21 protein-coding genes are annotated in these 24,121 nt (G+C 60.2%); 8 read left to right on the top strand and 13 right to left on the bottom strand.

What is annotated here, in order from left to right; all coding sequences use genetic code 11:
• The first annotated feature begins 1 nt into the window (after position 1).
• The 5 genes from cydD (at position 2) to cydX (ending at position 6,355) form a co-directional block, all read left to right on the top strand.
• Positions 2-1,708: a thiol reductant ABC exporter subunit CydD gene (cydD, locus tag FHX15_RS15130; protein WP_184398381.1), complete on the top strand. Its 1,707-nt coding sequence runs from the start codon at positions 2-4 to the stop codon at positions 1,706-1,708.
• Complete coding sequence (locus FHX15_RS15135; protein WP_184398383.1) at positions 1,708-3,399, top strand: amino acid ABC transporter ATP-binding/permease protein; 1,692 nt, start codon at positions 1,708-1,710, stop codon at positions 3,397-3,399. Before cydD ends, FHX15_RS15135 begins: the two co-directional genes overlap by 1 nt.
• Positions 3,400-3,475: 76 nt before the next feature.
• Positions 3,476-5,056: a cytochrome ubiquinol oxidase subunit I gene (locus FHX15_RS15140; RefSeq protein WP_184398385.1), complete on the top strand. Its 1,581-nt coding sequence runs from the start codon at positions 3,476-3,478 to the stop codon at positions 5,054-5,056.
• Positions 5,057-5,062: 6 nt separating this feature from the next.
• On the top strand, positions 5,063-6,220 hold the full coding sequence (gene cydB / locus FHX15_RS15145) for a cytochrome d ubiquinol oxidase subunit II (RefSeq protein ID WP_184398387.1): 1,158 nt from the start codon (positions 5,063-5,065) through the stop codon (positions 6,218-6,220).
• Between the two features lie 12 nt (positions 6,221-6,232).
• Positions 6,233-6,355 carry a cytochrome bd-I oxidase subunit CydX gene (cydX, locus tag FHX15_RS15150; RefSeq protein ID WP_183748231.1) on the top strand — a complete coding sequence of 41 codons (123 nt, stop codon included), beginning with the start codon at positions 6,233-6,235 and terminating at the stop codon, positions 6,353-6,355.
• A 60-nt stretch (positions 6,356-6,415) separates the two neighbouring features.
• On the opposite strand, the gene FHX15_RS15155 is transcribed toward cydX, so the two are convergent.
• From FHX15_RS15155 to FHX15_RS15165, 3 genes are read right to left on the bottom strand one after another with little or no spacing between them, the layout of a single operon-like run.
• Positions 6,416-6,826 (bottom strand): VOC family protein, encoded by a 411-nt coding sequence (locus FHX15_RS15155; RefSeq protein ID WP_184398389.1) that lies wholly within the window; start codon positions 6,824-6,826, stop codon positions 6,416-6,418.
• Between the two features lie 7 nt (positions 6,827-6,833).
• Positions 6,834-7,931 (bottom strand): Gfo/Idh/MocA family protein, encoded by a 1,098-nt coding sequence (locus tag FHX15_RS15160; RefSeq protein ID WP_184398391.1) that lies wholly within the window; start codon positions 7,929-7,931, stop codon positions 6,834-6,836.
• Positions 7,932-7,942: 11 nt separating this feature from the next.
• Complete coding sequence (locus FHX15_RS15165; protein WP_184398393.1) at positions 7,943-8,953, bottom strand: Gfo/Idh/MocA family protein; 1,011 nt, start codon at positions 8,951-8,953, stop codon at positions 7,943-7,945.
• A gap of 368 nt (positions 8,954-9,321) precedes the next feature.
• Here FHX15_RS15165 and FHX15_RS15170 point away from each other — a divergent pair, with 368 nt between their 5' ends.
• Positions 9,322-10,482: a fumarylacetoacetate hydrolase family protein gene (locus FHX15_RS15170; protein WP_184398395.1), complete on the top strand. Its 1,161-nt coding sequence runs from the start codon at positions 9,322-9,324 to the stop codon at positions 10,480-10,482.
• Position 10,483: 1 nt separating this feature from the next.
• Here the strand turns inward: FHX15_RS15170 and scpA are convergent, their stop codons facing one another.
• From scpA to tauA, 4 genes are all read right to left on the bottom strand, one after another.
• Positions 10,484-12,619, bottom strand: a complete 2,136-nt coding sequence (gene scpA / locus FHX15_RS15175) for a methylmalonyl-CoA mutase (protein WP_184398397.1) — start codon at positions 12,617-12,619, stop codon at positions 10,484-10,486.
• A 100-nt stretch (positions 12,620-12,719) separates the two neighbouring features.
• The gene (locus FHX15_RS15180) at positions 12,720-13,550 is read right to left on the bottom strand and encodes an ABC transporter permease subunit (RefSeq protein ID WP_184398399.1); all 831 of its coding nucleotides are present in this window, start codon (positions 13,548-13,550) and stop codon (positions 12,720-12,722) included.
• The gene (locus tag FHX15_RS15185) at positions 13,547-14,341 is read right to left on the bottom strand and encodes a taurine ABC transporter ATP-binding protein (RefSeq protein WP_184398401.1); all 795 of its coding nucleotides are present in this window, start codon (positions 14,339-14,341) and stop codon (positions 13,547-13,549) included. The genes FHX15_RS15180 and FHX15_RS15185 overlap by 4 nt, the downstream gene beginning before the upstream one ends.
• A gap of 58 nt (positions 14,342-14,399) precedes the next feature.
• A complete protein-coding gene (tauA, locus tag FHX15_RS15190; RefSeq protein ID WP_184398403.1) occupies positions 14,400-15,404 on the bottom strand; it encodes a taurine ABC transporter substrate-binding protein in 1,005 nt (334 codons plus the stop codon).
• Positions 15,405-15,611: 207 nt separating this feature from the next.
• Here tauA and FHX15_RS15195 point away from each other — a divergent pair, with 207 nt between their 5' ends.
• Positions 15,612-16,973 carry an LLM class flavin-dependent oxidoreductase gene (locus FHX15_RS15195; RefSeq protein ID WP_184398405.1) on the top strand — a complete coding sequence of 454 codons (1,362 nt, stop codon included), beginning with the start codon at positions 15,612-15,614 and terminating at the stop codon, positions 16,971-16,973.
• On the opposite strand, the gene FHX15_RS15200 is transcribed toward FHX15_RS15195, so the two are convergent.
• The 5 genes from FHX15_RS15200 to FHX15_RS15220 form a co-directional block, all read right to left on the bottom strand.
• On the bottom strand, positions 16,964-17,617 hold the full coding sequence (locus FHX15_RS15200; protein ID WP_184398407.1) for a methionine ABC transporter permease: 654 nt from the start codon (positions 17,615-17,617) through the stop codon (positions 16,964-16,966). The genes FHX15_RS15195 and FHX15_RS15200 overlap by 10 nt on opposite strands.
• Entirely contained in the window at positions 17,598-18,680 is a 1,083-nt protein-coding gene (locus FHX15_RS15205; RefSeq protein ID WP_184398409.1) for a methionine ABC transporter ATP-binding protein, read from the bottom strand. Before FHX15_RS15205 ends, FHX15_RS15200 begins: the two co-directional genes overlap by 20 nt.
• An 84-nt stretch (positions 18,681-18,764) precedes the next feature.
• Positions 18,765-19,601, bottom strand: a complete 837-nt coding sequence (locus FHX15_RS15210; RefSeq protein ID WP_184398411.1) for a MetQ/NlpA family lipoprotein — start codon at positions 19,599-19,601, stop codon at positions 18,765-18,767.
• Between the two features lie 242 nt (positions 19,602-19,843).
• Positions 19,844-20,404 (bottom strand): FMN reductase, encoded by a 561-nt coding sequence (msuE, locus tag FHX15_RS15215; protein WP_184398413.1) that lies wholly within the window; start codon positions 20,402-20,404, stop codon positions 19,844-19,846.
• Positions 20,405-20,611: 207 nt separating this feature from the next.
• Positions 20,612-21,814: an MFS transporter gene (locus FHX15_RS15220; RefSeq protein WP_184398415.1), complete on the bottom strand. Its 1,203-nt coding sequence runs from the start codon at positions 21,812-21,814 to the stop codon at positions 20,612-20,614.
• Between the two features lie 366 nt (positions 21,815-22,180).
• On the opposite strand from FHX15_RS15220, the gene FHX15_RS15225 reads away from it, so the two are divergent.
• Entirely contained in the window at positions 22,181-22,636 is a 456-nt protein-coding gene (locus tag FHX15_RS15225) for a helix-turn-helix domain-containing protein (RefSeq protein WP_184398417.1), read from the top strand.
• Positions 22,637-22,722: 86 nt separating this feature from the next.
• Here the strand turns inward: FHX15_RS15225 and lpdA are convergent, their stop codons facing one another.
• Entirely contained in the window at positions 22,723-24,120 is a 1,398-nt protein-coding gene (gene lpdA, locus FHX15_RS15230) for a dihydrolipoyl dehydrogenase (RefSeq protein ID WP_184398419.1), read from the bottom strand.
• Position 24,121: the final 1 nt, after the last annotated feature.

Raw genomic sequence — 24,121 nt, forward strand, 5'->3', positions numbered from 1 at the left:
CATGACCCGTGCTTTCTTCGACGCGAGAGACCAGCAAGTGGTCGAGATGCCGGATCGGAAAGCCACGGCACGCAAGATGTCCAAGACTCGAAACCGTCTGCGAAGCGCCGCGATGCTACAAGCCTTTGCTGCCGCGTTCTGGATTCCCCAGGCAGGCCTGCTTGCCTGGTCCGTCGGCCGGCTCGCCGATGGTGGAAGCCCTGCCGATCTCCTTTGGCCGGCGGTCTTTATCCTGTTGTTCGGCATCGTCAAGAGCAGTCTCGATGCGGCGGGCGGACGCCTTGCCTTTTGCGCGGCACGTACCGAGCTCAGCGAGAAACGCGCCACCGCCATCCGGCTGCTTGCCCGCCTTTCGCCTGTCGAGGCCGGCCGCCCTGCTTCCGGCGAGGCTGCCAGCGTGCTCGGGGAACAGGCCGAAATGATCGTGCCCTATCTCGCTCGTTTCCGGCCGGCGCGGATGAAGGCGAGCTTCGTGCCGCTCGTCACCCTCGCCTGCATTTTTCCGATCTCCTGGTTCGCGGCGCTCCTGCTGCTTTCTGCAGCGCCGCTCATTCCGATCTTCATGGCGCTGATTGGCTTTCGCGCGCAGGCCGCAAGCGAAAAGCAGCTTATAGCAACCGGCAGCCTCAACGCTTTCCTGCTGGACCGCCTGCGCGGTCTTGCAACGATCCGCTCTCTCGATGCGGTCGATGCCACAGCGCTGAGGCTTCGGGTAGAAGCAGAATCACTGCGCCTGCGCACCATGTCAGTGCTGAAGATTGCGTTCCTGTCGTCTGCCGTACTCGAACTCTTTTCGGCGCTCGGCGTGGCGATGACCGCCGTCTATGTCGGCTTCACCCTGCTCGGCGAGATCCGCTTTGGCACCTGGTCGGGCAGCCTTGACCTTTCGCAGGGCCTGTTCGTCCTGCTGTTGGCACCCGCCTTTTTCGAGCCGCTGCGTGAACTCTCCGCCGTCTGGCATGACCGCGCCTCGGGCGAGGCCGCGCTCAAGGCGCTGAATGTGCTGGCTGCGAAAGGCATGACGCTTCCCGAACGGGAAAAGACAGAAGCTTTTGCCGCGAACGAGCCCCTCGCTGTTCGCCTGGAAAACATCAGCTTTCGTTACCATTCGGATCATCCGCCAATCATTGACGGCTTCAATCTCGACATCGCCGGCGGCGAGCACGTGGCATTGCTTGGCGCCAGCGGTACCGGCAAATCAACCTTGTTGTCACTGATTGCTGGTCTCGCACCCTGCGATGAAGGCCGGGTTTTGATTGACGGCGCAGCGGCAGATCGCAGCAAATTGGGCTGGATCGGCCAAAGGCCGCATATTTTCTCGGGTACCGTTGTCGGCAATATTGCGCTCGGTCGAGCCGGTATCACGGAGACGGAAATCTCTAAGGCGCTCGAACTCGCCAAGCTTGGCAATGTCGCGAAAGCCTATGGACATCGCCCCCTTGGAGAGGGCGGAATCGGTTTCTCAGGAGGTGAGGCGTTGCGCCTTGCAATCGCGCGGGCTGCCTGCGACCGCGAGATCCGCATCATCCTTGCCGATGAGCCGACCGCCCATCTCGATGCCGAGACCGCTTTCGAGATCACCGAGAGCCTGCTTGCTCTCGCGGAGGGCCGCACGCTGATTGTCGCAACACACGACCCGCTGCTCGCCGCACGGATGAACCGCACCATTCGCCTCGGTGCCGAACGTCTTCTGGAGGCTGCTGAGTAATGATCTCCTTCCGCAAAGATATCAAGCCGATCCTGCACCTGTTCATGCAAACGCGCCGTAGGGAATTGTTGCTCGGCGCAGCATTGTCGGCGGCGACCGTCATGGCCGGCATTGCCCTTCTCGGCCTGTCGGGCTGGTTCATCACGGCAACCGCGCTGGCGGGCCTTTCCGCAGCGACCGTAGCCGCCTTTGACGTCTTTGCGCCATCGGCCGGCATCCGTTTCCTTGCGCTTCTGCGCACCGCTGCGCGCTATGGCGAAAGACTGGCGACCCACAATGCGGCGCTCGCCGTGCTCGCCGCACTTCGCGAGCGCCTGTTCCGCGGCTGGGCCTTGCCCGGTGCGGCGCGTACACTTCGCAATCGGCCGGCTCGGCTGCTTTTCCGGCTAACGGCCGATGTCGACGCGCTGGATTCACTTTATCTTCGCATTCTTGTGCCAGCAGCCGTAGCAGTTGGCACGGCACTTGTTGTCAGCGTGACACTTGGCTTGATGCATCCGCTGTTCGGCCTGCTCTTTGGCCTTTGCCTCCTTCTGGTAGGACTTGGTCTGCCGCTCGTCGCCAGCCGCCTGGCGCTGAACGAGGCGCGCCGCCGCGCCTACGGCATCGAAACCATCCGGTCGCGGACCATCGATCTCGTTGCCGGCCAAACCGATCTCTTGATGGCCAACCGCCTTGACGCGCAACAGCAGGCAATCGCCGTTGCGGATATCTATACCGCAAGGGCCGACAATCGGTTGAATCGGATTGAGACCGGAGTGACCTTCAGCTTCGGCCTCTTTTCCACCGCCATGCTGGTCGCGGCATTGCTGACATCGGCGAGGCTGATGCAGGCCGGCTTGATCACCGCACCCGTTGCCGCGCTCGCTGTGCTCGTCGTCTTTGCCGCAACGGAGCCCTTTGCCGCATTGCGCCGTGGCTCGATGGAATTCGGCAGGACGATGCTGGCAGCCAGACGCATCGGTCCACGCCTTTCGCCCGTTGAAGCCGATTTCGCTCCAAAGGCCCCGGCTCATGAACTTGCCTTCGCACTTCAGAATGTCACTGTCGCTCATGACGGGGCGGCACTGCCGGCATTGCAGGACGTGACGCTCGAACTTCGCCGCGGCGAGCGCATTGCCGTCATCGGCAGCAGTGGCGCCGGCAAATCAACGCTGCTTTCCCTGCTTTCTGGAGAATTGCCGCCCGCCGACGGCATGGTAGCGTCGCTGGACGCAACTTCGCTCACGCAGCGCACCGAGCTTTTCCAGGATACGCTGCGCGGCAACCTGATGCTTGCCGCGCCCGATGCCGATGACGATCGTCTGCACGATGCGCTCGCCGCCGCCGGCTTGCTTGCCGATGTTAAGGCACTGCCAGCAGGTCTTAATACGCGGCTCGGCGAAGGCGGCATGGGGCTTTCAGGCGGCCAATCGCGGCGGCTGGCGCTAGCGCGCCTCTTCCTGCGCGATACGCCGATCTGGCTGCTCGACGAGCCAACCGAGGGGCTTGATGGCGACACGGCGCGGGACGTGCTTCATCGCCTCGCGCTGAGAGCCAAGGGCCGCGCACTTGTCATTGCCACGCATATTCGCCGTGAAGCGGCACTCGCAGACGGCATCGCCGTCATCGCGGACGGCCGCATTAAAGAAATTTCGCGCCGTGGAGAGGCGGCGTTCGAAAAGGCGCTCGATCGGCTTCGGCCGGATTGAGCAATAGGCATGCCCCGCTTGGCCGGCCGGCCATGCGGAAACTCTTGATACCGCGTGGGACCGTGGGAGAAAGACAATGGAATTAGACATCGTTGCGCTATCGCGCTTCCAATTCGCGCTGACTGCGCTTTATCACTTCCTGTTCGTGCCCTTGACACTCGGCCTTTCCGTGCTGCTCGCCATCATGGAGACGACCTATGTCATGACCGGCCGCCAGATCTGGCGGCAAATGACGAAATTCTGGGGCACGCTCTTCGGCATCAACTTCGTGCTGGGCGTCGCAACCGGCATTGTCATGGAATTCCAGTTCGGCATGAACTGGAGCTATTACAGCTATTATGTCGGAGATATCTTCGGCGCGCCGCTCGCCATCGAGGGCTTGATGGCCTTCTTTCTCGAAGCGACTTTCGTCGGTCTTTTCTTTTTCGGTTGGGACAGGCTGTCGAAGGTCGGCCACCTCATCGCCACCTGGGCCGTCGCGCTCGGCTCCAATTTCTCGGCACTCTGGATTCTGGTCGCCAACGGCTGGATGCAAAACCCCGTCGGTTCGGCGCTCAATCCGCAGACGATGCGCATGGAGATAACAAGCTTCTTTGACGTTGTCTTCAATCCGGTCGCCCAGGCGAAGTTCGTCCATACGGTTTCGGCCGGCTATGTCTGCGCCTCGATCTTCGTGCTCGGCGTTTCGGCCTGGTACATGCTGAAGGGCAGGCACATCGAGCTCGCCAAGCGCTCGATGACGGTCGCGGCATCCTTCGGTCTCGCCTCGGCTCTGTCGGTAGTCGTGCTCGGTGACGAGAGCGGTTATCTCACCACCGAGAACCAGAAGATGAAGCTCGCCGCGATCGAAGCCATGTGGGAGACGGAACCGGCCCCGGCTGCCTTCACTGCCTTTGGCTTTCCGGACCAGCAAGCACGCGAGACGCATTTCGCCGTGCGTATTCCCTGGGTCATGGGCCTCATCGGTACACGTTCGCTGACGACGGAAATTCCCGGCATCGACCAGTTGGAACAGCAGGCTGAAACTCGGATCCGCGACGGGATCAAGGCCTATGACGCGCTGATGCAGATCCGCTCCGCACCGGCCGTGGATCAGGTCGCCGAGCAGGTCCGTACGTCGTTCGAGGACCTCGGCCACGACCTTGGTTATGCCCTGCTCCTGAAGCGCTATATCGACGATCCGAGGCAGGCGACCGGCGAACAGATCGCCCAGGCCGCGCGTGACACAATCCCGCATGTACCGACGCTCTTCTGGTCGTTCCGAATCATGGTCGGTCTCGGTATGTTGTTCATTGTCCTGACGGCAACCTTCTTCTGGCTGTCGGCCCGCCGGCATCTGGATAGATATCCGCTATTGCTGCGCATCGCAGTCTTCGCCATCCCGCTACCCTGGATTGCCATCGAGGCCGGCTGGGTGGTCGCCGAGATCGGCCGTCAGCCCTGGGTAATCGAAGGGGTGCTGCCGACGGCAGTCGCCGTTTCCAACCACGGCGCCTCAGCCGTGCTGCTCACCATCATCGGCTTTGCCGCGCTCTATACGACGCTGATCATCATCGAGATGAGCCTGATGCTCAAGGCGATCCACCAAGGGCCGGAACCCGACCATGAGCAGGAAGCTGAGCTCATTTCCGAAACCCTCGTTCCCGCCGCGGAGTGACCTGTCATGATCCTTCACGAACTCATCGACTATGAAACCCTGCGCATCATCTGGTGGGTGTTGCTCGGCGTACTGTTGATCGCCTTCGCCACCACAGATGGTTTCGACCTCGGCGTCGGAGCGCTGCTACCCTTCGTCGCCAAGAGCGATGCGGAGCGCCGTGTCGCCATCAACACGATCGGCGCTACCTGGGAAGGCAATCAGGTCTGGCTCATACTCGCCGGTGGCGCCATCTTCGCCGCCTGGCCGCCGCTCTATGCGGTTTCCTTCTCGGGCTTCTATCTGGCGATGTTTGCGATCCTTTTCGCACTCATCCTGCGCCCTGTTGGATTCAAGTACCGCTCAAAGCGCGACAGCGCCCGTTGGAGAGCCGGCTGGGACTGGGCGCTCTTCGTTGGCGGCTTCGTTCCCTCACTGATCTTCGGCGTTGCCGTCGGCAATGTGCTGGAGGGTGTTCCCTTCCGCTTCGGCGACGACATGCGGATCTTCTATGACGGCTCGTTCTTCGCGCTGCTGAACCCCTATGCCCTGCTCTGCGGCCTGTTATCCGTTGCAATGCTCATCATGCATGGCAGCGCCTGGCTGGTGCTGAAGGCAACGGGACAGGTTGCCGAGCGCGCACGCCGCTTTGGCAGCATCGCGGCCCTTGCCGTCATCGTGCTGTTTGCGCTCGGCGGAGTGTTCCTGTGGATGGGCGTGGTTGGCGGCTTCCGCATCACCAGCGATATCAGCCCGAGCGGCCCGTCGAACCCGCTATTGAAGACGGTAGCGCTGGAAACCGGTGGATGGCTTGCCAATTACCGTGCCCATCCCTGGATGATCATCGCTCCCGCCCTCGGCTTCCTGGGCGCGACGGCTACGCTCCTCGCCATGCAGACCCGTCGCGAGATCGCGGCCCTCCTCTTCAGCGATCTCTCGATCACAGGGATTATCTCGACGGTGGGTCTGTCGATGTTCCCATTCATCCTGCCCTCTTCACTCGATCCGAGGTCGAGCCTGACGGTCTGGGACGCGTCATCGAGCCACCTGACACTGTTCATCATGCTGGTGGCCACGCTCGTCTTCCTGCCGATCATCTTTTTCTATACCGCCTGGGTCTACAAGGTCTTGTGGGGCAAGGTGGATGAGAAGAGCGTCACAGACAAGAACAGTCACGCCTATTGAGGGGACAAAACGATGTGGTATTTCGCATGGATTCTCGGCCTGCCGCTGGCAGCCGCCTTCGCCGTTCTCAACGCCATGTGGTACGAGCTGGTGGATGACGAGGCCAAGAAAAAGGCGTCGGGCGAGCGCCGATAAATGTCTGAGGGCGCGGCTTGTACCGCGCCCTTTCTCTTTCGTCTCATCGCCGCCGATTTTTCAGCCAAGGCGGCTTTGCGACCGCTCTGCGAGTTCAACGATGATGCCGTCTGGATCTCGGACAAAGGCGATCCTGTTCAGCATCTCGGAATGGACGGCAAAGCGTGGCCGTTCTTTGATTTCAACGCCCACAGCTTCAAGTCGTGCAAAGATTTCCCCGACGTTCTCAAAATGGAAGGTGATGTGCTTGACGCCGGCGGTTCCATCGGGAACATCGACCGCTCTTGCGGCACCACCGAGCGGCGCGAAAAGCTCCAACATTCCGCCGCCGGCATCGAGGAAAGCGACCTGCATGCCGTCAGGCATCTGCTTGCGCAGCTGCAGTTTCAGCCCGAGCAGACCGCAATAGAATTCGATCGCGCGGTCCATATTGCTGACTGTCATGCCGATATGTTCGAACGATTTCAGCACTTTCGTCTCACGCGCTGGCGGCAGACCGTCGAGCTTCTTCCGGAAGCCAGGAGGCATAGAGCGAATGATCGGCGGTGATCGGCATCGGCGTCGGCCGGCCGGTTCGTTGCGAATGATAGGCAGCGGTTACCAGCTCCAGCGAATTGCGGGCGTCCTGCAGGGTCACCGGCGGATCCCGGTCCTCGATAATCGCTCGGTGAAAGAGCTCGAATTGACGCGTATAGCCGTCTTCCTTGACCTCGTAGCCGGCAAGTGCGGCATCGACGTGGGCCTGATGTTCTTCGGTTCCGGCGATGAAAGTCCAGGGATCGCGGCCCATCGTATAGGGCTCCAGAATGCTTTCAGCGACCAGATTGCTGAAACAGAAGCGCAGCCTGGAAATCTCCTTGCGGGAACCGAGCGTCATCGAAAGCGTGGCGAGCGAGCCATTCTTCATCTTCACCGACAGCGAAGCGGTGTCTTCGACCTCGATCGGGTTGACCAGTGTGGCGCCATAGGAAAACACCTCGGCGCAAGGGCCGTGCACATAGTTCAGCATGTCATGAGCATGAATCGCGTGGCCGAGCAGACCGCCCCCGAGCTCGGTCGCCCATTTGCCGCGCCAGGGTACGGCATAATAATCCGAACCGCGCCACCAGTGCGTTTCGATGGTTGTCAGAAACGGCTTACCGGCAAGGCCGCGTTCGATCAACAGCTTCAGTTTCTGCAGGCCGGTGCCATAGCGATACTGAAAGATCGGCATCAGCTTGCGCCCGTTCGAGCGCGCAAGGATCTTTTCCATCTCGTCGACCTCGGCAATCGAACCGAAGAGCGGCTTTTCGCAGATTACATGCTTGCCACTCTCGATCGCCTTCTTGCAGAGCTCGAAATGCGAGCTCGGCGGCGTGGCGATATCGATGATGTCGAGATCGTCGCGGGCAAAGAGCGAATTTGTGTCCTGCGTATATTCGGGGATCTTGTGCTCCTCGCAGAGCGGCTGGCCACGATCCGCATCGAGAGAGCAGAGAACGGGAACCTCGAAGAGATCGCTGTTCCAACGAAAACCTATCAGATGCCGTTCGGCAATGCCTGCGCCGAGAACGCCGACGCGCAGTTTCCGTGTCATGATGTTTTCCTTCAGCGGGTACCGATGCGGGCGGCCTTCGTTTGCGCTTCGAGCGACAGGCGGCAGACCTCGTAGACGTGGTTCTGAGTCATCGCAGTTTCACTGCGGTCGCGCACGTCGGCGGCAAAGGCGTCGAAATAATCGAGCGTCTCGCTGCTGCAGTCGATATGCGTCATCTCCTTGCCGTTGACGAGGAAGAGATGATCCTTGCCCGGCCGGCCGGCGATATCGATATATTTGCGCAGCTCGATGTAGCCCTCGGTACCGAGGATGGTCAGGCGTCCGTCGCCCCATGTCGGCAGCGCCTCCGGCGTGAACCAGTCGACGCGGATATAACCTGTTGCCTTCTCGGAACGCAGCAGCACTTCACCGAAATCCTGGAAGGCAGGCTTTTCCGGCATGCCGAAATTGCCGACCGAGCTTGCGACCACCTCGCCCGTCGTCGAGCCGGTGTAGAACAGGAACTGATCGACCTGATGCGAGGCGATATCGACGATGATGCCGCCGAAGGCTTCCGGGTCGAAGAACCAGTCCGGCCGTGTCGGCAATTGCAGGCGGTGCGGCCCCATGCCGAGCGTCTGGATGACCTTGCCGATCGCGCCTTCCTTGATGAGCTTGCCGGCTTTGACGGCAGAGCGAACGCAATGGCGCTCGGAAAAGCAGATGGAGAAGATCTTGCCGGTCTCGGCAACGGTATGCTTGACCTCTTCAAGCTGGGCGAAAGTCGTCACACCCGGCTTGTCGGTCATGACATCTTTGCCAGCCTTCATGGCGCGGATGGCAAGGCCTGCGCGGTCGCGCGGAATAGCGGCAATGCAGATGACGTCGATCGAGGGATCGGCGAAAATCTTTTCCCGGTCGATCTGCGGCGCATCCGGATAAGTCTTCTCGAACATCTCACGGATCGCAGGTACCGTGGTCTGCGGGCAGTAGCCGACGAATTCGGCGCCTGCCGCCAGCAGCCCCTTCACATGATCGAACGTGTGCCCATGGTCGATCCCGACGACGGCAAATCTCAGCATTGCACTATTGTCCTCTCGGGGAAAATTCGAAGGTCGGCATTGCCGACCCTCCTCCATGGTGCAAAACAGATAACGAAAGAGAGGTCCTGTCAAGGCGAGATCGATGGCAAAAGAGCTTTGCCATACTGGTAAATATATGAAACAGAAAGGTTATTTTGTATCTAAATAGTTATAAGTTATGAGAAAATGCCGCTTTAGCATTCCGTTGCTTCAGCTCGGTACAACGCGAGCACGAGCCGCTTTCCACCTGTCGAGACTTGCCCTTGTTAGATGAATGTGCTCGATTTCTGGGAGCCGTCAGGTAGGAGGACGGCAGCCATCCCTTTCTGCACGAGCGCTCCCCGCTCCGCCATTGACGGAAGATCACCATGTCCCAATCCCCTCTCGATGCTGCCGCTGCGGGCGGCCTGTTTGTCGGTCGCGTCTGGAACCCGGAAGTCTCCGGTCCGAGCATCGTGACGCTGCGCAATGGCGCCCTCATCGACATCACCTCTTCGGCGGCACCGACCCTAAGCGCGCTGCTCGAGCGTGCCGATGCGGCGCAATTTGTCCGAGCCGCAAGCGGCAAGTCGCTCGGTACGCTGGTGGAGATCGCAGCAAATAGCACTGGCAAGCCGGATGCGAGCAAAACCTATCTTCTCGCCCCTGCCGATCTGCAGGCGATCAAGGCCTGCGGCGTGACCTTTGCCCAATCGATGATCGAGCGCGTCATCGAGGAAAAAGCAGCCGGTAATCCCGACCGTGCCGCCGCTATTCGCGAACGCGTCAGCATCCTGATCGGCGGCAGTCTGACCAATATCAAGGCCGGGTCGCCCGAGGCCGGCACGGTCAAGCAGGCGCTGATCGAGGAAGGAATCTGGTCGCAATATCTTGAGGTCGGCATCGGCCCGGATGCAGAGGTTTTCACCAAGTCGCCGGTTCTCTCATCCGTCGGCTGGGGCTCGGATGTTGGCCTTCACCCGATCTCAACCTGGAACAATCCGGAGCCGGAGATCGTGCTGGCGGTCAACAGCCGCGGCGAGATCAAGGGTGCAACACTCGGCAATGACGTGAACTTGCGCGATGTCGAGGGACGTTCGGCGCTACTGCTTGGCAAGGCTAAGGACAACAATGCCTCGTGCTCCATCGGCCCCTTCATCCGCCTGTTCGACGCGACCTACGGTCTCGACGATGTGCGCAGGGCCGAGCTCGACCTTAAGGTCACTGGCGAAGATGGCTTCGTGCTGCACGGCAAGAGCTCCATGTCGCAGATCAGCCGCGACCCGACCGATCTCGTCAGGCAGACGGTCGGCGCCCATCACCAGTATCCGGATGGATTCATGCTATTTCTCGGCACGCTCTTTGCGCCAACACAGGATCGCGATGCCAAGAACCAGGGCTTTACCCACAAGATCGGCGATGTCGTGGAAATCTCCTCAGCCGGCCTCGGCGCGCTGGTCAATACGGTCCGGCTTTCAACCGAATGCCCGCCCTGGACCTTCGGGATCTCGGCGCTGATGAGCAACCTTGCCAAGCGCGGATTGCTTTAAGCTACTGGTTTCGCCTGATGCCCTGCAGGAGGTCGAGGACGGAGTTTGCGGCCTCCAATACGTTGGTTCCCGGGCCAAAGACGGCGGCAACACCGTGTTCGTGCAGGAACTCGTAGTCCTGCCGGGGGATGACGCCACCACAGACGACGATAATATCGCCACCGCCCTGCTCTTTCAGCCGATCTATCAACTGCGGCAACAGTGTGCGATGACCAGCCGCCAGCGACGAGACGCCAACCACGTTCACCCTCTCGCTGAGCGCCATGCTGGCCGCCTCTTCGGGCGTCTGGAACAAAGGGCCGGTGAGAACGTCAAAGCCGACATCGCCGAAGGCCGATGCGATCACCTTGGCGCCGCGATCGTGTCCGTCCTGGCCGAGCTTGGCGACCATGATCTTCGGCTTGCGGCCCATAGCCTCGGTCACATCCGCCATGCGACCCCTCAAAACGTCGAGCTCGGGCTCGTCCTCATATGCGCTTCCGTAAATACCGCGGATAACCTTGGGTGTGGCCAAATGATCGCCGAAGACTTCGCGCATCGCATCGGAGATTTCACCGACGGTAGCGCGAACACGGGCCGCTTCGACGGCAGCGGCGAGCAAGTTGCCATTGCCGCTGCGGGCAACGGCAGAAAGCGCCGCAAGCGCCTCCCTAACCTTCACGATATCGCGACGGCGCTTGGTCTCCTCGATCCGGCGGATCTGCGCGGCGCGAACCGCGCTGTTGTCAATCTCGAGAATCTCGATCGGCTGCTCGGCCTCCAGCCGGTACTTGTTGACGCCGACGATGATTTCCTCGCCCTTGTCGACGGCAGCCTGACGGCGAGCGGCAGCCTCCTCGATAAGCCGCTTCGGCAGGCCTTCGTTAACGGCTTTCGTCATGCCACCGAGCGCCTCAACCTCCTCGATCAATGCCCAGGCCTTGTCGGCCAGTTCCTTCGTCAGGCTCTCCACATAGTAAGAGCCAGCGAGCGGATCGACGACCTTGGTGACACCCGTCTCGTGCTGCAGGATGAGCTGGGTGTTGCGGGCGATGCGGGCTGAAAATTCCGTCGGCAAGGCGATCGCCTCGTCGAAGGAATTGGTATGCAGCGATTGTGTGCCGCCGAGCACGGCCGACATCGCCTCGAAGGCGGTGCGGATGATGTTGTTATAGGGATCCTGTTCCTGCAGGGAGACGCCCGATGTCTGGCAATGGGTTCGCAGCATCAGCGAGGAGGCCTTCTTCGGCTGGAATTCCTCCATGATGCGGGTCCAGAGCAAGCGCGCGGCGCGGAGCTTGGCCGCTTCCATGAAGAAGTTCATGCCGATCGCAAAGAAAAAAGAAAGCCGGCCGGCGAAATCATCGACGTTCAGGCCCTTGGCGATTGCCGCACGCACATATTCGCGCCCATCGGCCAGCGTGAAGGCAAGTTCCTGGACAAGCGTCGCACCGGCCTCCTGCATGTGGTAGCCGGAGATCGAGATCGAATTGAATTTCGGCATCTCCTTTGCCGTATATTCGATGATATCGGCAACGATGCGCATCGAGGGCTCGGGCGGGTAGATATAGGTGTTGCGGACCATGAACTCCTTGAGGATGTCGTTCTGGATGGTCCCCGAAAGCTCCGCCTTCGAAACACCCTGCTCCTCACCGGCGACAATGAAACTCGCCAGAATCGGGATCACGGCGCCGTTCATCGTCATGGAGACGGACATGTCCTGCAGCGGAATGCCGTCGAAGAGGATCTTCATGTCCTCGACACTGTCGATCGCGACACCCGCCTTACCGACATCGCCGACGACCCGCGGATGGTCGCTGTCGTAGCCGCGGTGGGTTGCAAGGTCGAAGGCGACGGAAAGACCCTTTTGGCCGGCGGCGAGATTACGCCGATAGAAGGCGTTGGATTCCTCGGCGGTCGAGAAGCCCGCATATTGTCGGATCGTCCAGGGCCGACCGGCATACATGGTGGCGCGCGGACCACGGGTGAAGGGTGCAAATCCAGGCCAGCCGTCGACATCGACGCCATTAAGATCGGCTGCCGTATAGAGCGGTTTGACGTCGATACCTTCTGGCGTGTGCCAGGTCAGCGTTTCCGGCGCCGCACGCAGCTCCTTTTCTGCCAGTGCCTCCCAGTCCGACAGCGTCTTCTTCGTCATATCATCCTCCGGCATTGTCCGCGAACCACGCTATCACCTCGCGGTTACGCAGCGCGATAGAGCCTTAGGATAATTTGATCGGTGAGGCGATGATAGGCCTTCAACGATGAGCAGCCCAGGGCACGACGAGCCGCTCGATCAATCGCGCCAGCAGTTCCAGCAGGAAAGCGATCGCGGCAATGACAATGATGCCGCCGATGACGATATCCGTCACCAGGAACTGCGCCGCCGACTGAATCATGAAGCCGAGGCCCTGGCTTGCGGCCACTAATTCGGCTGCAACGAGCGTTGACCACCCGGCGCCGAGTGCGATCCGCGTGCCCGTCAGGATCGACGGAATGGCGCCTGGAAGGATGACATGCAGCAGTACCTGCAGCCGGCTTGCGCCGAAGGCGCGGGCGGCGTTGACGAAATCGGCCGGTGCGGATTTGACCCCCGATGCAGTCGACAGGATGATCGGCGGCAGCATGGCGAGCGATATAACCGTAACCTTCGAGGCCTCTCCAATTCCAACCCAGATGATGATCAGGGGCAGATAGGCAAGTGGGGGCAAAGGACGCAAGAATTCGACGATCGGATCGAGCGTTCCCTTGCCGATGCGGCTCGTGGCAATCGCAAGACCGGCGGGCACGCCAATGAGAAGCGACACAGCAAGGGCTGCAAAGATACGCAGCAGGCTTGCCAGGGTGTGCTCGGCAAGCGTGGAATCGACAAAGCCATTGACTGCCACATTGGCAAGCGATTTTGCGACAACAAGCGGCGACGGCAGGAAAACCGGCGAGACGGCGCCATAGGCTGAAGCAAGGCTCCAGCCGGCGATGACAATGGCAATCGTCGCAAGCGAGATCAGCAGCGTGCCGCGGCCTTTCGATCGCCATTCTGGCTGTTGCTCCGATACTGCAGTCGCCAGTGTTTCGGCTTCGACGCTCATGCGGCAATCTCCTCTTCATCCGCGTGGATGAGCGCCGTCAACTCATCATGCAGGCTCTTGAAGGTTGAGAGCGCCTTGATGTCTTTCACGCTTTCGCCGCCGAGAAGCGCCCTGCCGAACTCGGTTCTGATGTCGGCCACCACGCGACCGGGATTGGGCGCCAGCACGACGACGCGCGTGGCCAGCAACAGGGCCTCGTCGAGGCTGTGGGTGATTAGCAATGCGCCCGTTTTGCTTTCGACCCAGACATCGAGCAGAAATTTCTGCATACGGCTGCGGGTCAGCGCATCGAGCGCGCCGAGCGGCTCGTCGAGCAGAAGGAAACGCGGACCGGAGGCAAGGGCACGGGCGATACCGACACGCTGACGCATGCCGCCGGAAAGCTCCCAGATATTCTTATGGGCTGAACCATCGAGGCCGACCTTGGCAAGCAGCGCCTCTGCACGACGCTGTCTTTCGGCCCTGGCAACCTTCCGGAGCTTCAGAGGGAAGGCAACGTTCCCGGCAGCTGTCAGCCAGGGATAGAGCGCGTCGTCCTGAAAGACGACGGCGCGGTCCGCGCCCGGGCCGTCGACTTCCCGTCCGTCGACCAGCACACGGCCTTCGCTGGGCTCAGTGAAACCTGCAGCGAGATTGAGAAGGCTGGTCTTGCCGGAGCCCGAACGGCCGATGACGACGACGAATTCGTCCGAGGCGATATGCAGGTTGATGTTATCGAGCACCCGCCTTTTGCGACGGCTGCCCGCCTCGACGTAATCGAGCGATAGGGATTGCAGAGAAAGTATGCTCATGAGCGTCGCCTGTTTGAAAACCGGCGCAGCCGAAGCTGCGCCGGGACCCTTGGGAGGATCAGAGACCTGCTTTGGCGGCTTCCTTGACAAAGCGGTCGGAAACATAGGGACTGTAGTCCTTCAGAACGGAGGGGATCTTACCCTGCTCCAGAAGGAAGGCGGAGGTTTCGGCAACTGCCTTTGTCGTACCGCCGCCGAGAAGCTCGCCGCTTGCCTGCTCCTTCAGGCTCGGGAAGGTGTAGCCCTTGAGAAGAGCTGGCACTTCGTCGACTTTGGCGCCTGTCAGCTTGGCGATCTTCTCAGCTTCCGGCGAGGTCGCGTTCCAGCTATCCGGATTGGCGAGATAGGAGGCGTAAGCCGCACCCGTCACCTTCACGAAGCCGGTGACGACTTCCGGATGGGCTTCGGCAAATTTCTTGCTGACGATCCAGGCGTCGAAAGTCGGGCCGCCCCACTTGGCGACGTCGGCGGACGTCGCCAACACGCTGCCGCTCTTCTTGAGCTGCGCCAGGACCGGATCCCAGACGTAGGCGCCGTCGATATCACCACGCTCCCAGGCAGCGGCAATTTCCGGCGGGCGCAGGTTGAGGATCTGCACCGACTTCGGATCGACCTTCCAATGTTTCAGCGCCGTCAGCAGGCTATAATGCGCGGTCGAGACGAAGGGGGTCGCGATCTTCTTGCCCTTCAGATCCTCCGGCTTGGCGATATTCTTGACAGCAAGCGCTTCGGCATCGCTGATCAGGCCGACCACATAGATCGTCTCGATCGGCAGTTCGCGACTGGCGGCAGCGGCAAGCGGCGACGAGCCGACATAGCCGATATCGATGGAACCGGAAGCGATGGCAGCGATGACATCGGCACCGCTGTCGAATTTCTGCCAATGGATCTTGGCACCGGTTTCCTTCTCATAGGTCCCATCAGCCTGTGGCACGCGCGACGGCTCGACGATCGGCTGGTAGCCGATATTGAGGGTGAGATCGGCAGCGTGGGCAGCATAGGTGGTGAAGGTGAGGACAGCGGCGGCTGCCGTGCCCAACAGGTTGCGTCGGTTGATTTTCATATCCCTCTCCCGCAATGTTCAACATCATTCCGCCTCGGGAATGTTGGTAGATCATTGTGAAATTCATAGATTTTATAGAGATAGAAAATTTCCGGAATCGGGCATGAGGGATAAATTGCTTCTAATTTGTGCGGAAGAAGCGGTGGTTTCCCGATTCACCCGACGATTCCAGCAAACGAACGGCAAAAATTTTCAGGACAGTATCGGATGAAGAAAATGCAGATCTACGCCTTCGACATGAACTGCGTCGGTCACATAAACCATGGCATGTGGACGCATCCGCGCGATCGCTCGGTCAATTATACCGACCTTGATTACTGGGCGGAATTTGCGCGCACCGCCGAACGCGGAAAATTGGACGGCATATTTCTTGCCGATATTGTCGGCGTATACGATGTCTATAAGAATAGCCCGGCCCCGGTCGTCGAGACGGGCGCGCAGATCCCTGTCAATGATCCGCTGATGCCGATTTCGGCCATGGCTTTCGTTACGAAGCATCTCGGCTTTGGTGTCACTGTCAATACGACCTTCGAACCTCCGTTCCTGCTGGCGCGGCGCATGTCGACACTCGATCATTTGACCAAGGGACGCATCGGCTGGAATGTCGTGACCGGCTATCTCGACAGTGCCGCCCGCAGCATGGGCTTCGACAAGCTGCCGGAACATGATGTGCGTTATGATGCCGCCGAGGAATATCTTGAGATCCTCTACAAGCTCTGGGAGGGAAGCTGGGACGACGACGCAGTGCTGCGCGACAGGGAGCGGGGCATCTTTGCCGATGCGAAGAAGGTGCGTGCCGTCAGCCACAACGGCCGATTTTACCAGATGGAGGGCATCCATCTTGCCGAACCCTCGCCGCAGCGCACGCCGCTGCTCTTCCAGGCCGGCGCATCCGCGCGCGGGCAGGATTTTGCCGCCCGCCATGCCGAATGCGTCTTCATTGCCGGGCCGACGCCACAATCGGCGCGCCCGACCGTCGATGCGCTTCGCGCCAAAACCCAGGCAAATGGCCGCGGCGCTGACGCGATCAAGATCCTGAGCCTGATCACCGTTGTTGTCGCAGAAACCGAAGCCCGGGCACACGAGAAGCTTGAGGACTATCGCCGGCATGCAAGTGTCGAGGCCTCGCTCGCCCATTATTCCGCCTCCGTCGGCGTCGACTTTTCGAAATATGGGCTTGATGATGTAATCGATCAGAGCTCGACCAACGCCAATCAGTCGGCACTGGCGGCGATCACCACGCAGGCGGCAAAGCCGCTCACCAAGCGGCAGATCATCGATCAGATGGTGCTCGGCAGCCGCATGAAGCCGATTATCGGCTCACCGGAACAGGTCACCGATACTCTGCAGTGCTGGATCGAAGAGGGTGGCATTGACGGCTTCAATCTGGCGCGCACCGTGGCGCCAGAAAGCCTCAACGACTTTATCGATCTCGTCGTGCCGGTGCTCCAAGAACGCGGTCTGTTCAAGGCCGATTATGCGGAAGGACCGCTGCGCCGGAAATTGTTCGGCGGCAACGGCCTGCTACCCGCCAGCCATCCCGCCGCGCAGTTCAGATCTCAGCGATGATCCACGCGGGCGACCAGCCGGTCGCCCAACCACTGGATGCCGCAGACCAGGACGATGAGCACAACCACGACCGCGATCATCACATTGGTCTCGAAACGCTGATAGCCATAACGGATGGCAAGGTCACCGAGACCGCCGGCACCGATTGCGCCGGCCATGGCGGATGCGCCGATCAGCGTTACCAGCGTAACGGTGAAGCCGGCGACGATGCCTGGCAGTGCCTCAGGAACCAGAACCTCGCGGATGATCGTCCAACGATTTCCGCCCATGGCGCGGACCGCATCGATCAGGCCACGATCGACCTCGCGCAGGGAGACTTCGGCGATACGCGCATAATAGGGCGTGGCGGCGATGGCAAGCGGGACGATGGCTGCCCAGGTGCCGATCGCCGTGCCGACGATCAATCGCGTCAGCGGGATCAACGCCACCAGAAGAATGATGAACGGCACCGAGCGAAAGCCGTTGATGACAGAGCCGAGGATGCGGTTGATCCAAGAATTTTCGGCAATGCCGCCCCGGTTCGTCAGCACCAATGCCAGTCCAAGCGGCAAGCCGGCAACAAGCGAGATGACGCCGGAGGCCGCCGTCATCAGCACCGTCTCCCATAGAGAGCGCAACAGCAGATTAATCATGATCGGTGTCATAACCAAGCACCTCCACCCGGGCGGACCGGGCCTTTAGAAATTGTTCGACCTTTGCGGCAAGGGTCGCATCGCGTGCCGGAACGGCAATGAAGAACCGCGCCACCGGCTGGTTCTGGATATGATCGATGCCGCCATGCACCAGCCGGAAGGAGTGTGGCAGTGCAGCCGACAGATCGGCAAAGAGTGCGCCCTGCGCCTGCGGACCGGAAAGATCGACGCTGAGGATCGCTTCCGTACCGCCGGCCTGTGACAGGCGCGCGGCAATATGCTCTGGCAACTGCGGACGGATGCCGCCGAGAAGGCTCTTGGTGATCGTCGCCTGCGGATTACCGAAGACCGACCACACCTGGCCCTCTTCGACGATACGGCCTGCATCGATGACCGCGACGCGATCGGCTATGCCGCGCACCACTTCCATTTCGTGAGTGATCAGCAGGATCGTCAGCCCGAGCTTACGATTAATGTCCTTCAGAAGAGCAAGGATCGAGCGGGTGGTTTCCGGATCAAGCGCCGATGTCGCTTCGTCGGAGAGCAGCAGAGCCGGGCGGGCGGCAAGCGCGCGGGCAATCCCGACACGCTGCTTCTGACCGCCTGAGAGTGACGACGGGTAGGCTTTGGCCTTGTCGGAAAGGCCGACAAGTTCCAAGAGCTCATGCGCCCGCTTCAACCGCTCGGCCTTGGCGACCCCTTCGATTTTCAACGGCAGTGCAACATTCTCTTCGACGGTCTTGGCCGACAGAAGATTGAAATGCTGGAAAATCATCCCGATACGACGACGCAACGGCTGGAGATCCTGTTCGGCAAGTCCGACGATGTTGCGGCCCTCTATGACGATCTCGCCGCTATCGGCACGCTCCAGACCGTTCAGGCAGCGGATCAGCGTCGATTTGCCGGCGCCGCTGCGGCCGATAATGCCGAGGATTTCACCTTTCTTCACACTCAGTGAAATGCCGTCGAGCGCGGGTGTGGCGCCGAACCTTCGCCTGACATTCGTCAGCCGCACCACCTCTTCGGCGTCTGCGGGTCGCGTCTTGATCCCCGAAGCAGAGACAATTGAATTCATGCTCGTTCCTTCACAAACGCTGAAGGCGGCCCCGGCAAAGGCCCGGACCGCCTCATTTTTCGCGCCCCGTAGAGCGCGTCTAAATCAATATGCGCTAAGGCCGGTGCCCTTGTAGACCTTATCGAACGCGGCCTTTACCGTATCGTTCTGATAGGAGGATACCAGGGTCTTCACCCAGTCGGCATTCTTGTTCTCTTCTTTCACCGCAATGAAGTTGCGATAGGGGTTGTCGGCGATCGGCTCCTGCGCGATGCGTTCTGCCGGCGAGAGACCGCTCTTCAGCGCCCAGTCGGTGTTGACGACGCCGGCGTCGAGGTCATCGATCGAGCGGCCGACGATTCCGGCATCCAGCTCCTTGATCTCGATATTTTTCGGGTTTGCGGCGACATCGGCAATCGTTGCAAGAATACCTGTGCCGTCCTTAAGCTTAATCAAGCCCTCGTTCTGCAGAACGCGAAGGGCGCGGCCTTCGTTGGACGGATCGTTGGGCACACCGATCACCGCGCCCTCAGGCAGCTCGGCGACAGACTTGTGCTTCTTGCTGTAAAGGCCAATCGGCCATACGCCGGTATAGCCGACCCGGACGATGTGGTAACCGTTCTGCTTGATCTGGTTGTCGAGATAAGGCTGGTGCTGGAAGGCATTGGCGTCGATTTCGCCGCGCTCCAGCGCTTCGTTCGGCTGAGTATAGTCGTTGAAGGTGACCGTCTCAATCTTGAGGCCCTTCTTGGCAGCTTCGCTGGCCACGACCCGCCACACATCCTCGTCCTCGCCGCTCATGATGCCGACCTTGATCGACTTGTCTTCTGCAAAGGAGGGAGCAGGCGCGGCAAAGGCGAGGAGTGCGGCCGCAGAGGCGGCAACAGCGAGAGCCGCACGGCGCGAGAGAGAAATTGTGCTGAGATTGTTGTTCTTGGTCATTTTATATCCCGTCTGACTGAATGAGGCCGAGCGCCCCGAGCAGGCGGATAATTGCAAATGCGCTCATTGCGAGCGAAGCACGAACGTCCGATGTCCTGCCAGCGCCAGAAAAACTCTTGCCGCCTCGCCGATGTCGGCAGGATAAATTTCTATCAAATTTATGGATTAATGTCAGCGTAAAACAACCCTCAAACGAAAACGGCGCCCAATGGGCGCCGCGGTGATCGGTTGCGGGATCACATTCATTCCGCGGCAATCAGAGCAGGACTGATGGCCGGAAAGAAAGCGGAAAGCTCGGTGATGACTTCTCCGATGCGCTTCGAAAGCTGTTCGGAGGAAACGCGATAGTCGGTGAAATCGCGGTCGGAGGCATAGACGGCCGTCGGCAGCGTGTGGGCCATGAAGAAACCGAACAGCGGACGCAATTGGTGCTCCACCATCAGCGCATGACGATCGCCGCCGCCGGTCGCAGTGATGACGATCGGCTTGGCCCGCAGCTCATGCGGGTCGATAAGATCGATCAGATGCTTGAAGAGGCCCGGATAGCTGCCTTTGAAGGTCGGCGCGCCAATGACGAGGATGTCGGCGTTTGCGATATCTGCGATAATTTCCCGAGCGCGGTTGTCGAGGTCGTCGCGACGCAGCGCCTGACCAAGTGACGGTCCGACATCCGCCAGATCATAGATCGTGTTGTCGAAACCATATTTTTCGGCGGCGAGGCCGGCGATGTTCTCGACCAGCGCAAAGGTTTTCGAGGGACGATTGAAGCTGCCGGCAAGACCGATCAGTTTGGGTGCAGACATATGAATTCCTTCCACTATCGCGCCGTCAACGGCTCCATCATAAAGCGGATATTATCCATCAAAATAGTAGATTAAAGAAATGACTATTCGTCTTCGCCGGAGGCCGGAGAAAAAATGTTCATTCGGATGCAAGGTTGCGCCGCAAGCTTGCCCGGATTCCAAAGAGGCACCGAACGGCTTTTCGGTGCCTCTTTCAGAGCACAAAACTTAAACCGCTCGATGTTTTGGGATGCGCGGCAGAAAGATGGTGAACAAGCCGAGCAACGGCAAGTAAGAGCAGATACGATATACAAAGGCGATGCCGTGGGTGTCAGCAAACTCGCCAAGGAAGGCCGCACCGAGACCGCCTGCACCGAAGGCGAAGCCGAAGAAGACGCCGGCAATCAGGCCGACGCGCCCCGGCACCAGCTCCTGCGCGAAGACGACGATGGCGGAGAAGGCCGATGCGAAAACCAGGCCGATGACGACACTCAGCACGCCCGTCCAGAAGAGATTGGCATAGGGCAGCAGCAGTGCGAAGGGGATGACGCCGAGGATCGAGAACCAGATGACGAACCGGGCACCGAAACGATCGCCGATAGGTCCGCCGAGGAAGGTGCCGGCAGCAACGGATCCCATGAACAGGAAGAGCATGAGCTGCGCCTGCTGCACATCGAGCTGGAAGCGATCGATGACATAGAAAGTGAAATAGCTCGACACGCTTGCCATGTAGACGTTTTTCGTTGCAGTCAGCAGCACGAGAATGAGCAGAGCCCAGACCACCCTGCTTTGCGACAGCGGCAGCGTGCGGCTCGGCGCCGGCTTGCTGGCATTTTTGCGGCGGTGGCTCATGTACCATGTCCCGACCCAGCTCAGGACCAGCATGCCGATCATAGCGATGCCTGAGAGCCAGGAGACGCTGTGTTGACCGTTCGGCAATACGACGAAGGCCGCAAGCAGCGGACCGATCGCCTGGCCAGCATTACCGCCTACCTGGAAGAAGGACTGCGCAAAACCGTGGCGACCGCCGGAAGCAAGACGCGCGACGCGCGAGGATTCCGGATGAAAGACGGCCGAGCCGAAGCCAATGAGGCTTGCAGCAACCAGGAGCAGCTCGAAGCTGCCGGCATTGCCAAGCAGGATCAGTCCGCAGAACGTGCTGGCCATACCGACCGGCAACGAATAGGGCATCGGCCACCGGTCGGTGACGATACCGACAAGCGGCTGGAGCAGCGAGGCCGTAACCTGGAAGGTCATGGTGAGAAGGCCGATCTGTACGAAGTCGAGGTTGTAATTTGCCTTGAAGAGCGGATAGAGCGAGGCAAGCAGCGACTGCATGATATCATTGAGCATATGGCAGAAGCTGACTGCCACCAGGATGGACATTGCGGTCTTTTCGAAGCGGGGGGCGCTCTCGGCAACGGATGCCATGGATCTTCCTCCTGCGCGGCCTGAACCACATCGGGCCGTCGTCGGTTTTGTGTGGGCTGTTATTGAGGCGATCGGGGCTTGGGAAGAGAATTGTCAGCAGCGGTCGCTGAACAAGCATTTATCGTATGAGGAGAAACGATTACAGCCCAGTTTTAAACGGAGCGGTACGCATCACCGCGATTTATGCTTCCGATTTGGCATTTTGGCAGGTCACGCCACTCGCGCTCTTATGATCGCTTCGGGTGAAATGCTGCGCTATGCTGCAGTTCTCAGATCGCTAATATGCTATAAGACGAATCGTGGAAAAGCATTAAGATGCCGTCTATACGTCATCGGACTGAAAGCGAAAGAGACAGAAGGTAAGACATGAACGTCAAAACACCGAACGCGATTGATACCTATGTCGGCATGCGCATGCGCAAACGCAGGCAGCTTCTCGGCATGAGCCAGGAGCGGCTTGCCGAACAAATCGGTGTTACCTTCCAGCAGGTCCAGAAATACGAAAAGGGAATCAATCGCATCGGCGCAAGCCGTCTGCAGAAGATTGCCGACGTGCTGCGCATCTCACCGGCCTTCTTTTTCGAACAGGATGGGCCGGAGGCAGCGAGCTTTGCCGGCCTCGATCTTTCAGCCCCCGTTGATCCGGTCGCGGAATTTCTGCGATCGAAAGAGGGCCTCGTCCTCAACAGAGCCTTTGCGAAGATCGAGGACCAACGCATCCGCGAGACGATAATTTCGCTCGTCAAGGCGATGGCGCAGGCCGAAAGCAGCGATATTCCATTAGACCTGACAAGGGTGGAACCAGCCCCCCACACAGAGTGAGCGAGCCGCACTGAGGATGGGTTCGCTAGCGAGAAAGCGGCTGCCGCGTCATCCCAAGGTGGCAACGAGACAATATGCATGCAAGCTTAAATGTGCAATGCGTTGCCCAGGGCCTTGAGTGCCGCTTCCATAACCGCTTCGCTGCGGGTTGGGTGAGCGTGGATCGTGCCGGCAACATCTTCCAGCCGAGCACCCATTTCGATGGCAAGCGCAAAGGCGGCCGAAAGCTCGGACACACCCGCACCCACCGCCTGCAGGCCGAGAACGAGATTGGTATCGGCGCGCGCCACCACCCGCACAAACCCCTCCTCCGAAAGCATCGTCATCGCGCGTCCGTTGGCGCTGAAGGGAAATTGGCCCGTCCTGATGTCGTAGCCCTGCGCACGTGCCTCCGCCGGCGAGAGGCCGGCGCTGACAATTTCCGGATCGGTGAAGCAGATCGCTGGAATGCAGCGCTTGTCCCAGGCGCGTTTCTTGCCCGCAATGATTTCAGCGACCATCTCCCCTTGGGCGATCGCCCGATGCGCCAGCATCGGCTCGCCGGTGACGTCACCGATGGCGTAGACGCCGCGCATGGAGGTGCGACAACGATCGTCGATTCTGAGATAGGGACCGGCCCGATCGAGATCGAGCTCCTCGAGACCTGATCCGGCCGTTCTCGGACGGCGGCCCACGGTGACAAGAATGCGATCTGCAGCAAGTGTCTGCTGCCGGCCATCGGCCGTTTCTATCGATAACTCATCACCTCCATCGGAAAGGCCGAGCGCCTTAGCTCCGGTCAGCACACGGATGCCGCGCTCGCTCAATTTGCGTGTGACGGGCCGCACCAGGTCGGCATCATATTGCGGCAGCACCTGCTGCATCGCTTCGAGCAAAGTTACCTGCGATCCCATCTTCGCAAAAGCGGTGCCGAGCTCCAGCCCGATATAACCGCCGCCGACGACCATAAGGTTTTTCGGCACCTCTGCCAACGACAGCGCCTCGGTCGAGGAAATGACGCGGCCGCCAAAAGGCAGGTTCGGGAGCTCCACAGGGTGGGAACCTGTCGCAATCACCACCGTCTCGGCGCGGATGATCTGCTGGCCGGTCTCCGTTTCCACTTCCACGGTCTTGCCGTCCCGGAAGTGCGCGCGACCGTGCACGATCTTGACCCGCGCCCTTTGCAGCAGGCCGGAGACACCGCTGGTTAGCCGGCCGACGATGCCATCCTTCCAAGCGACTGTGCGGGCAAGGTCGATGGAGGCGCCTTCAACACGAATCCCCATCGGGTTCTTGCCGGCCAGCATCCTTTGGGCAGCATCGAATTCCTCCGCCGCATGGATCAGTGCCTTGGAGGGAATGCAGCCGACCGTCAGGCAGGTGCCGCCGGGCTTGCCGGCCTCGACGATGACGGTATCGATACCGAGCTGACCGGCACGGACGGCGCAGACATAACCACCCGGGCCGGCGCCAATGACGAGGAGCTTGCAGACAATCTCTTTCATG

Origin of the sequence: Rhizobium sp. BK650 (assembly GCF_014195325.1) — a bacterium.
Lineage (GTDB): Bacteria > Pseudomonadota > Alphaproteobacteria > Rhizobiales > Rhizobiaceae > Rhizobium.

Excerpts from the sequence above, each read along its gene's own strand:
- FHX15_RS15185 (WP_184398401.1), bottom strand. The coding sequence starts at position 14,341 with ATGAGCATACTTTCTCTGCAATCCCTATCGCTCGATTACGTCGAGGCG.
- FHX15_RS15200 (WP_184398407.1), bottom strand. The coding sequence starts at position 17,617 with ATGACACCGATCATGATTAATCTGCTGTTGCGCTCTCTATGGGAGACG.
- cydD (WP_184398381.1), top strand. The coding sequence starts at position 2 with ATGACCCGTGCTTTCTTCGACGCGAGAGACCAGCAAGTGGTCGAGATG.
- FHX15_RS15170 (WP_184398395.1), top strand. The coding sequence starts at position 9,322 with ATGTCCCAATCCCCTCTCGATGCTGCCGCTGCGGGCGGCCTGTTTGTC.
- cydB (WP_184398387.1), top strand. The coding sequence starts at position 5,063 with ATGATCCTTCACGAACTCATCGACTATGAAACCCTGCGCATCATCTGG.
- FHX15_RS15220 (WP_184398415.1), bottom strand. The coding sequence starts at position 21,814 with ATGGCATCCGTTGCCGAGAGCGCCCCCCGCTTCGAAAAGACCGCAATG.
- tauA (WP_184398403.1), bottom strand. The coding sequence starts at position 15,404 with ATGAAAATCAACCGACGCAACCTGTTGGGCACGGCAGCCGCCGCTGTC.
- FHX15_RS15140 (WP_184398385.1), top strand. The coding sequence starts at position 3,476 with ATGGAATTAGACATCGTTGCGCTATCGCGCTTCCAATTCGCGCTGACT.
- FHX15_RS15205 (WP_184398409.1), bottom strand. The coding sequence starts at position 18,680 with ATGAATTCAATTGTCTCTGCTTCGGGGATCAAGACGCGACCCGCAGAC.
- FHX15_RS15165 (WP_184398393.1), bottom strand. The coding sequence starts at position 8,953 with ATGCTGAGATTTGCCGTCGTCGGGATCGACCATGGGCACACGTTCGAT.
- FHX15_RS15210 (WP_184398411.1), bottom strand. The coding sequence starts at position 19,601 with ATGACCAAGAACAACAATCTCAGCACAATTTCTCTCTCGCGCCGTGCG.
- lpdA (WP_184398419.1), bottom strand. The coding sequence starts at position 24,120 with ATGAAAGAGATTGTCTGCAAGCTCCTCGTCATTGGCGCCGGCCCGGGT.
- scpA (WP_184398397.1), bottom strand. The coding sequence starts at position 12,619 with ATGACGAAGAAGACGCTGTCGGACTGGGAGGCACTGGCAGAAAAGGAG.
- FHX15_RS15180 (WP_184398399.1), bottom strand. The coding sequence starts at position 13,550 with ATGAGCGTCGAAGCCGAAACACTGGCGACTGCAGTATCGGAGCAACAG.
- FHX15_RS15195 (WP_184398405.1), top strand. The coding sequence starts at position 15,612 with ATGAAGAAAATGCAGATCTACGCCTTCGACATGAACTGCGTCGGTCAC.
- FHX15_RS15160 (WP_184398391.1), bottom strand. The coding sequence starts at position 7,931 with ATGACACGGAAACTGCGCGTCGGCGTTCTCGGCGCAGGCATTGCCGAA.
- msuE (WP_184398413.1), bottom strand. The coding sequence starts at position 20,404 with ATGTCTGCACCCAAACTGATCGGTCTTGCCGGCAGCTTCAATCGTCCC.
- cydX (WP_183748231.1), top strand. The coding sequence starts at position 6,233 with ATGTGGTATTTCGCATGGATTCTCGGCCTGCCGCTGGCAGCCGCCTTC.
- FHX15_RS15225 (WP_184398417.1), top strand. The coding sequence starts at position 22,181 with ATGAACGTCAAAACACCGAACGCGATTGATACCTATGTCGGCATGCGC.
- FHX15_RS15135 (WP_184398383.1), top strand. The coding sequence starts at position 1,708 with ATGATCTCCTTCCGCAAAGATATCAAGCCGATCCTGCACCTGTTCATG.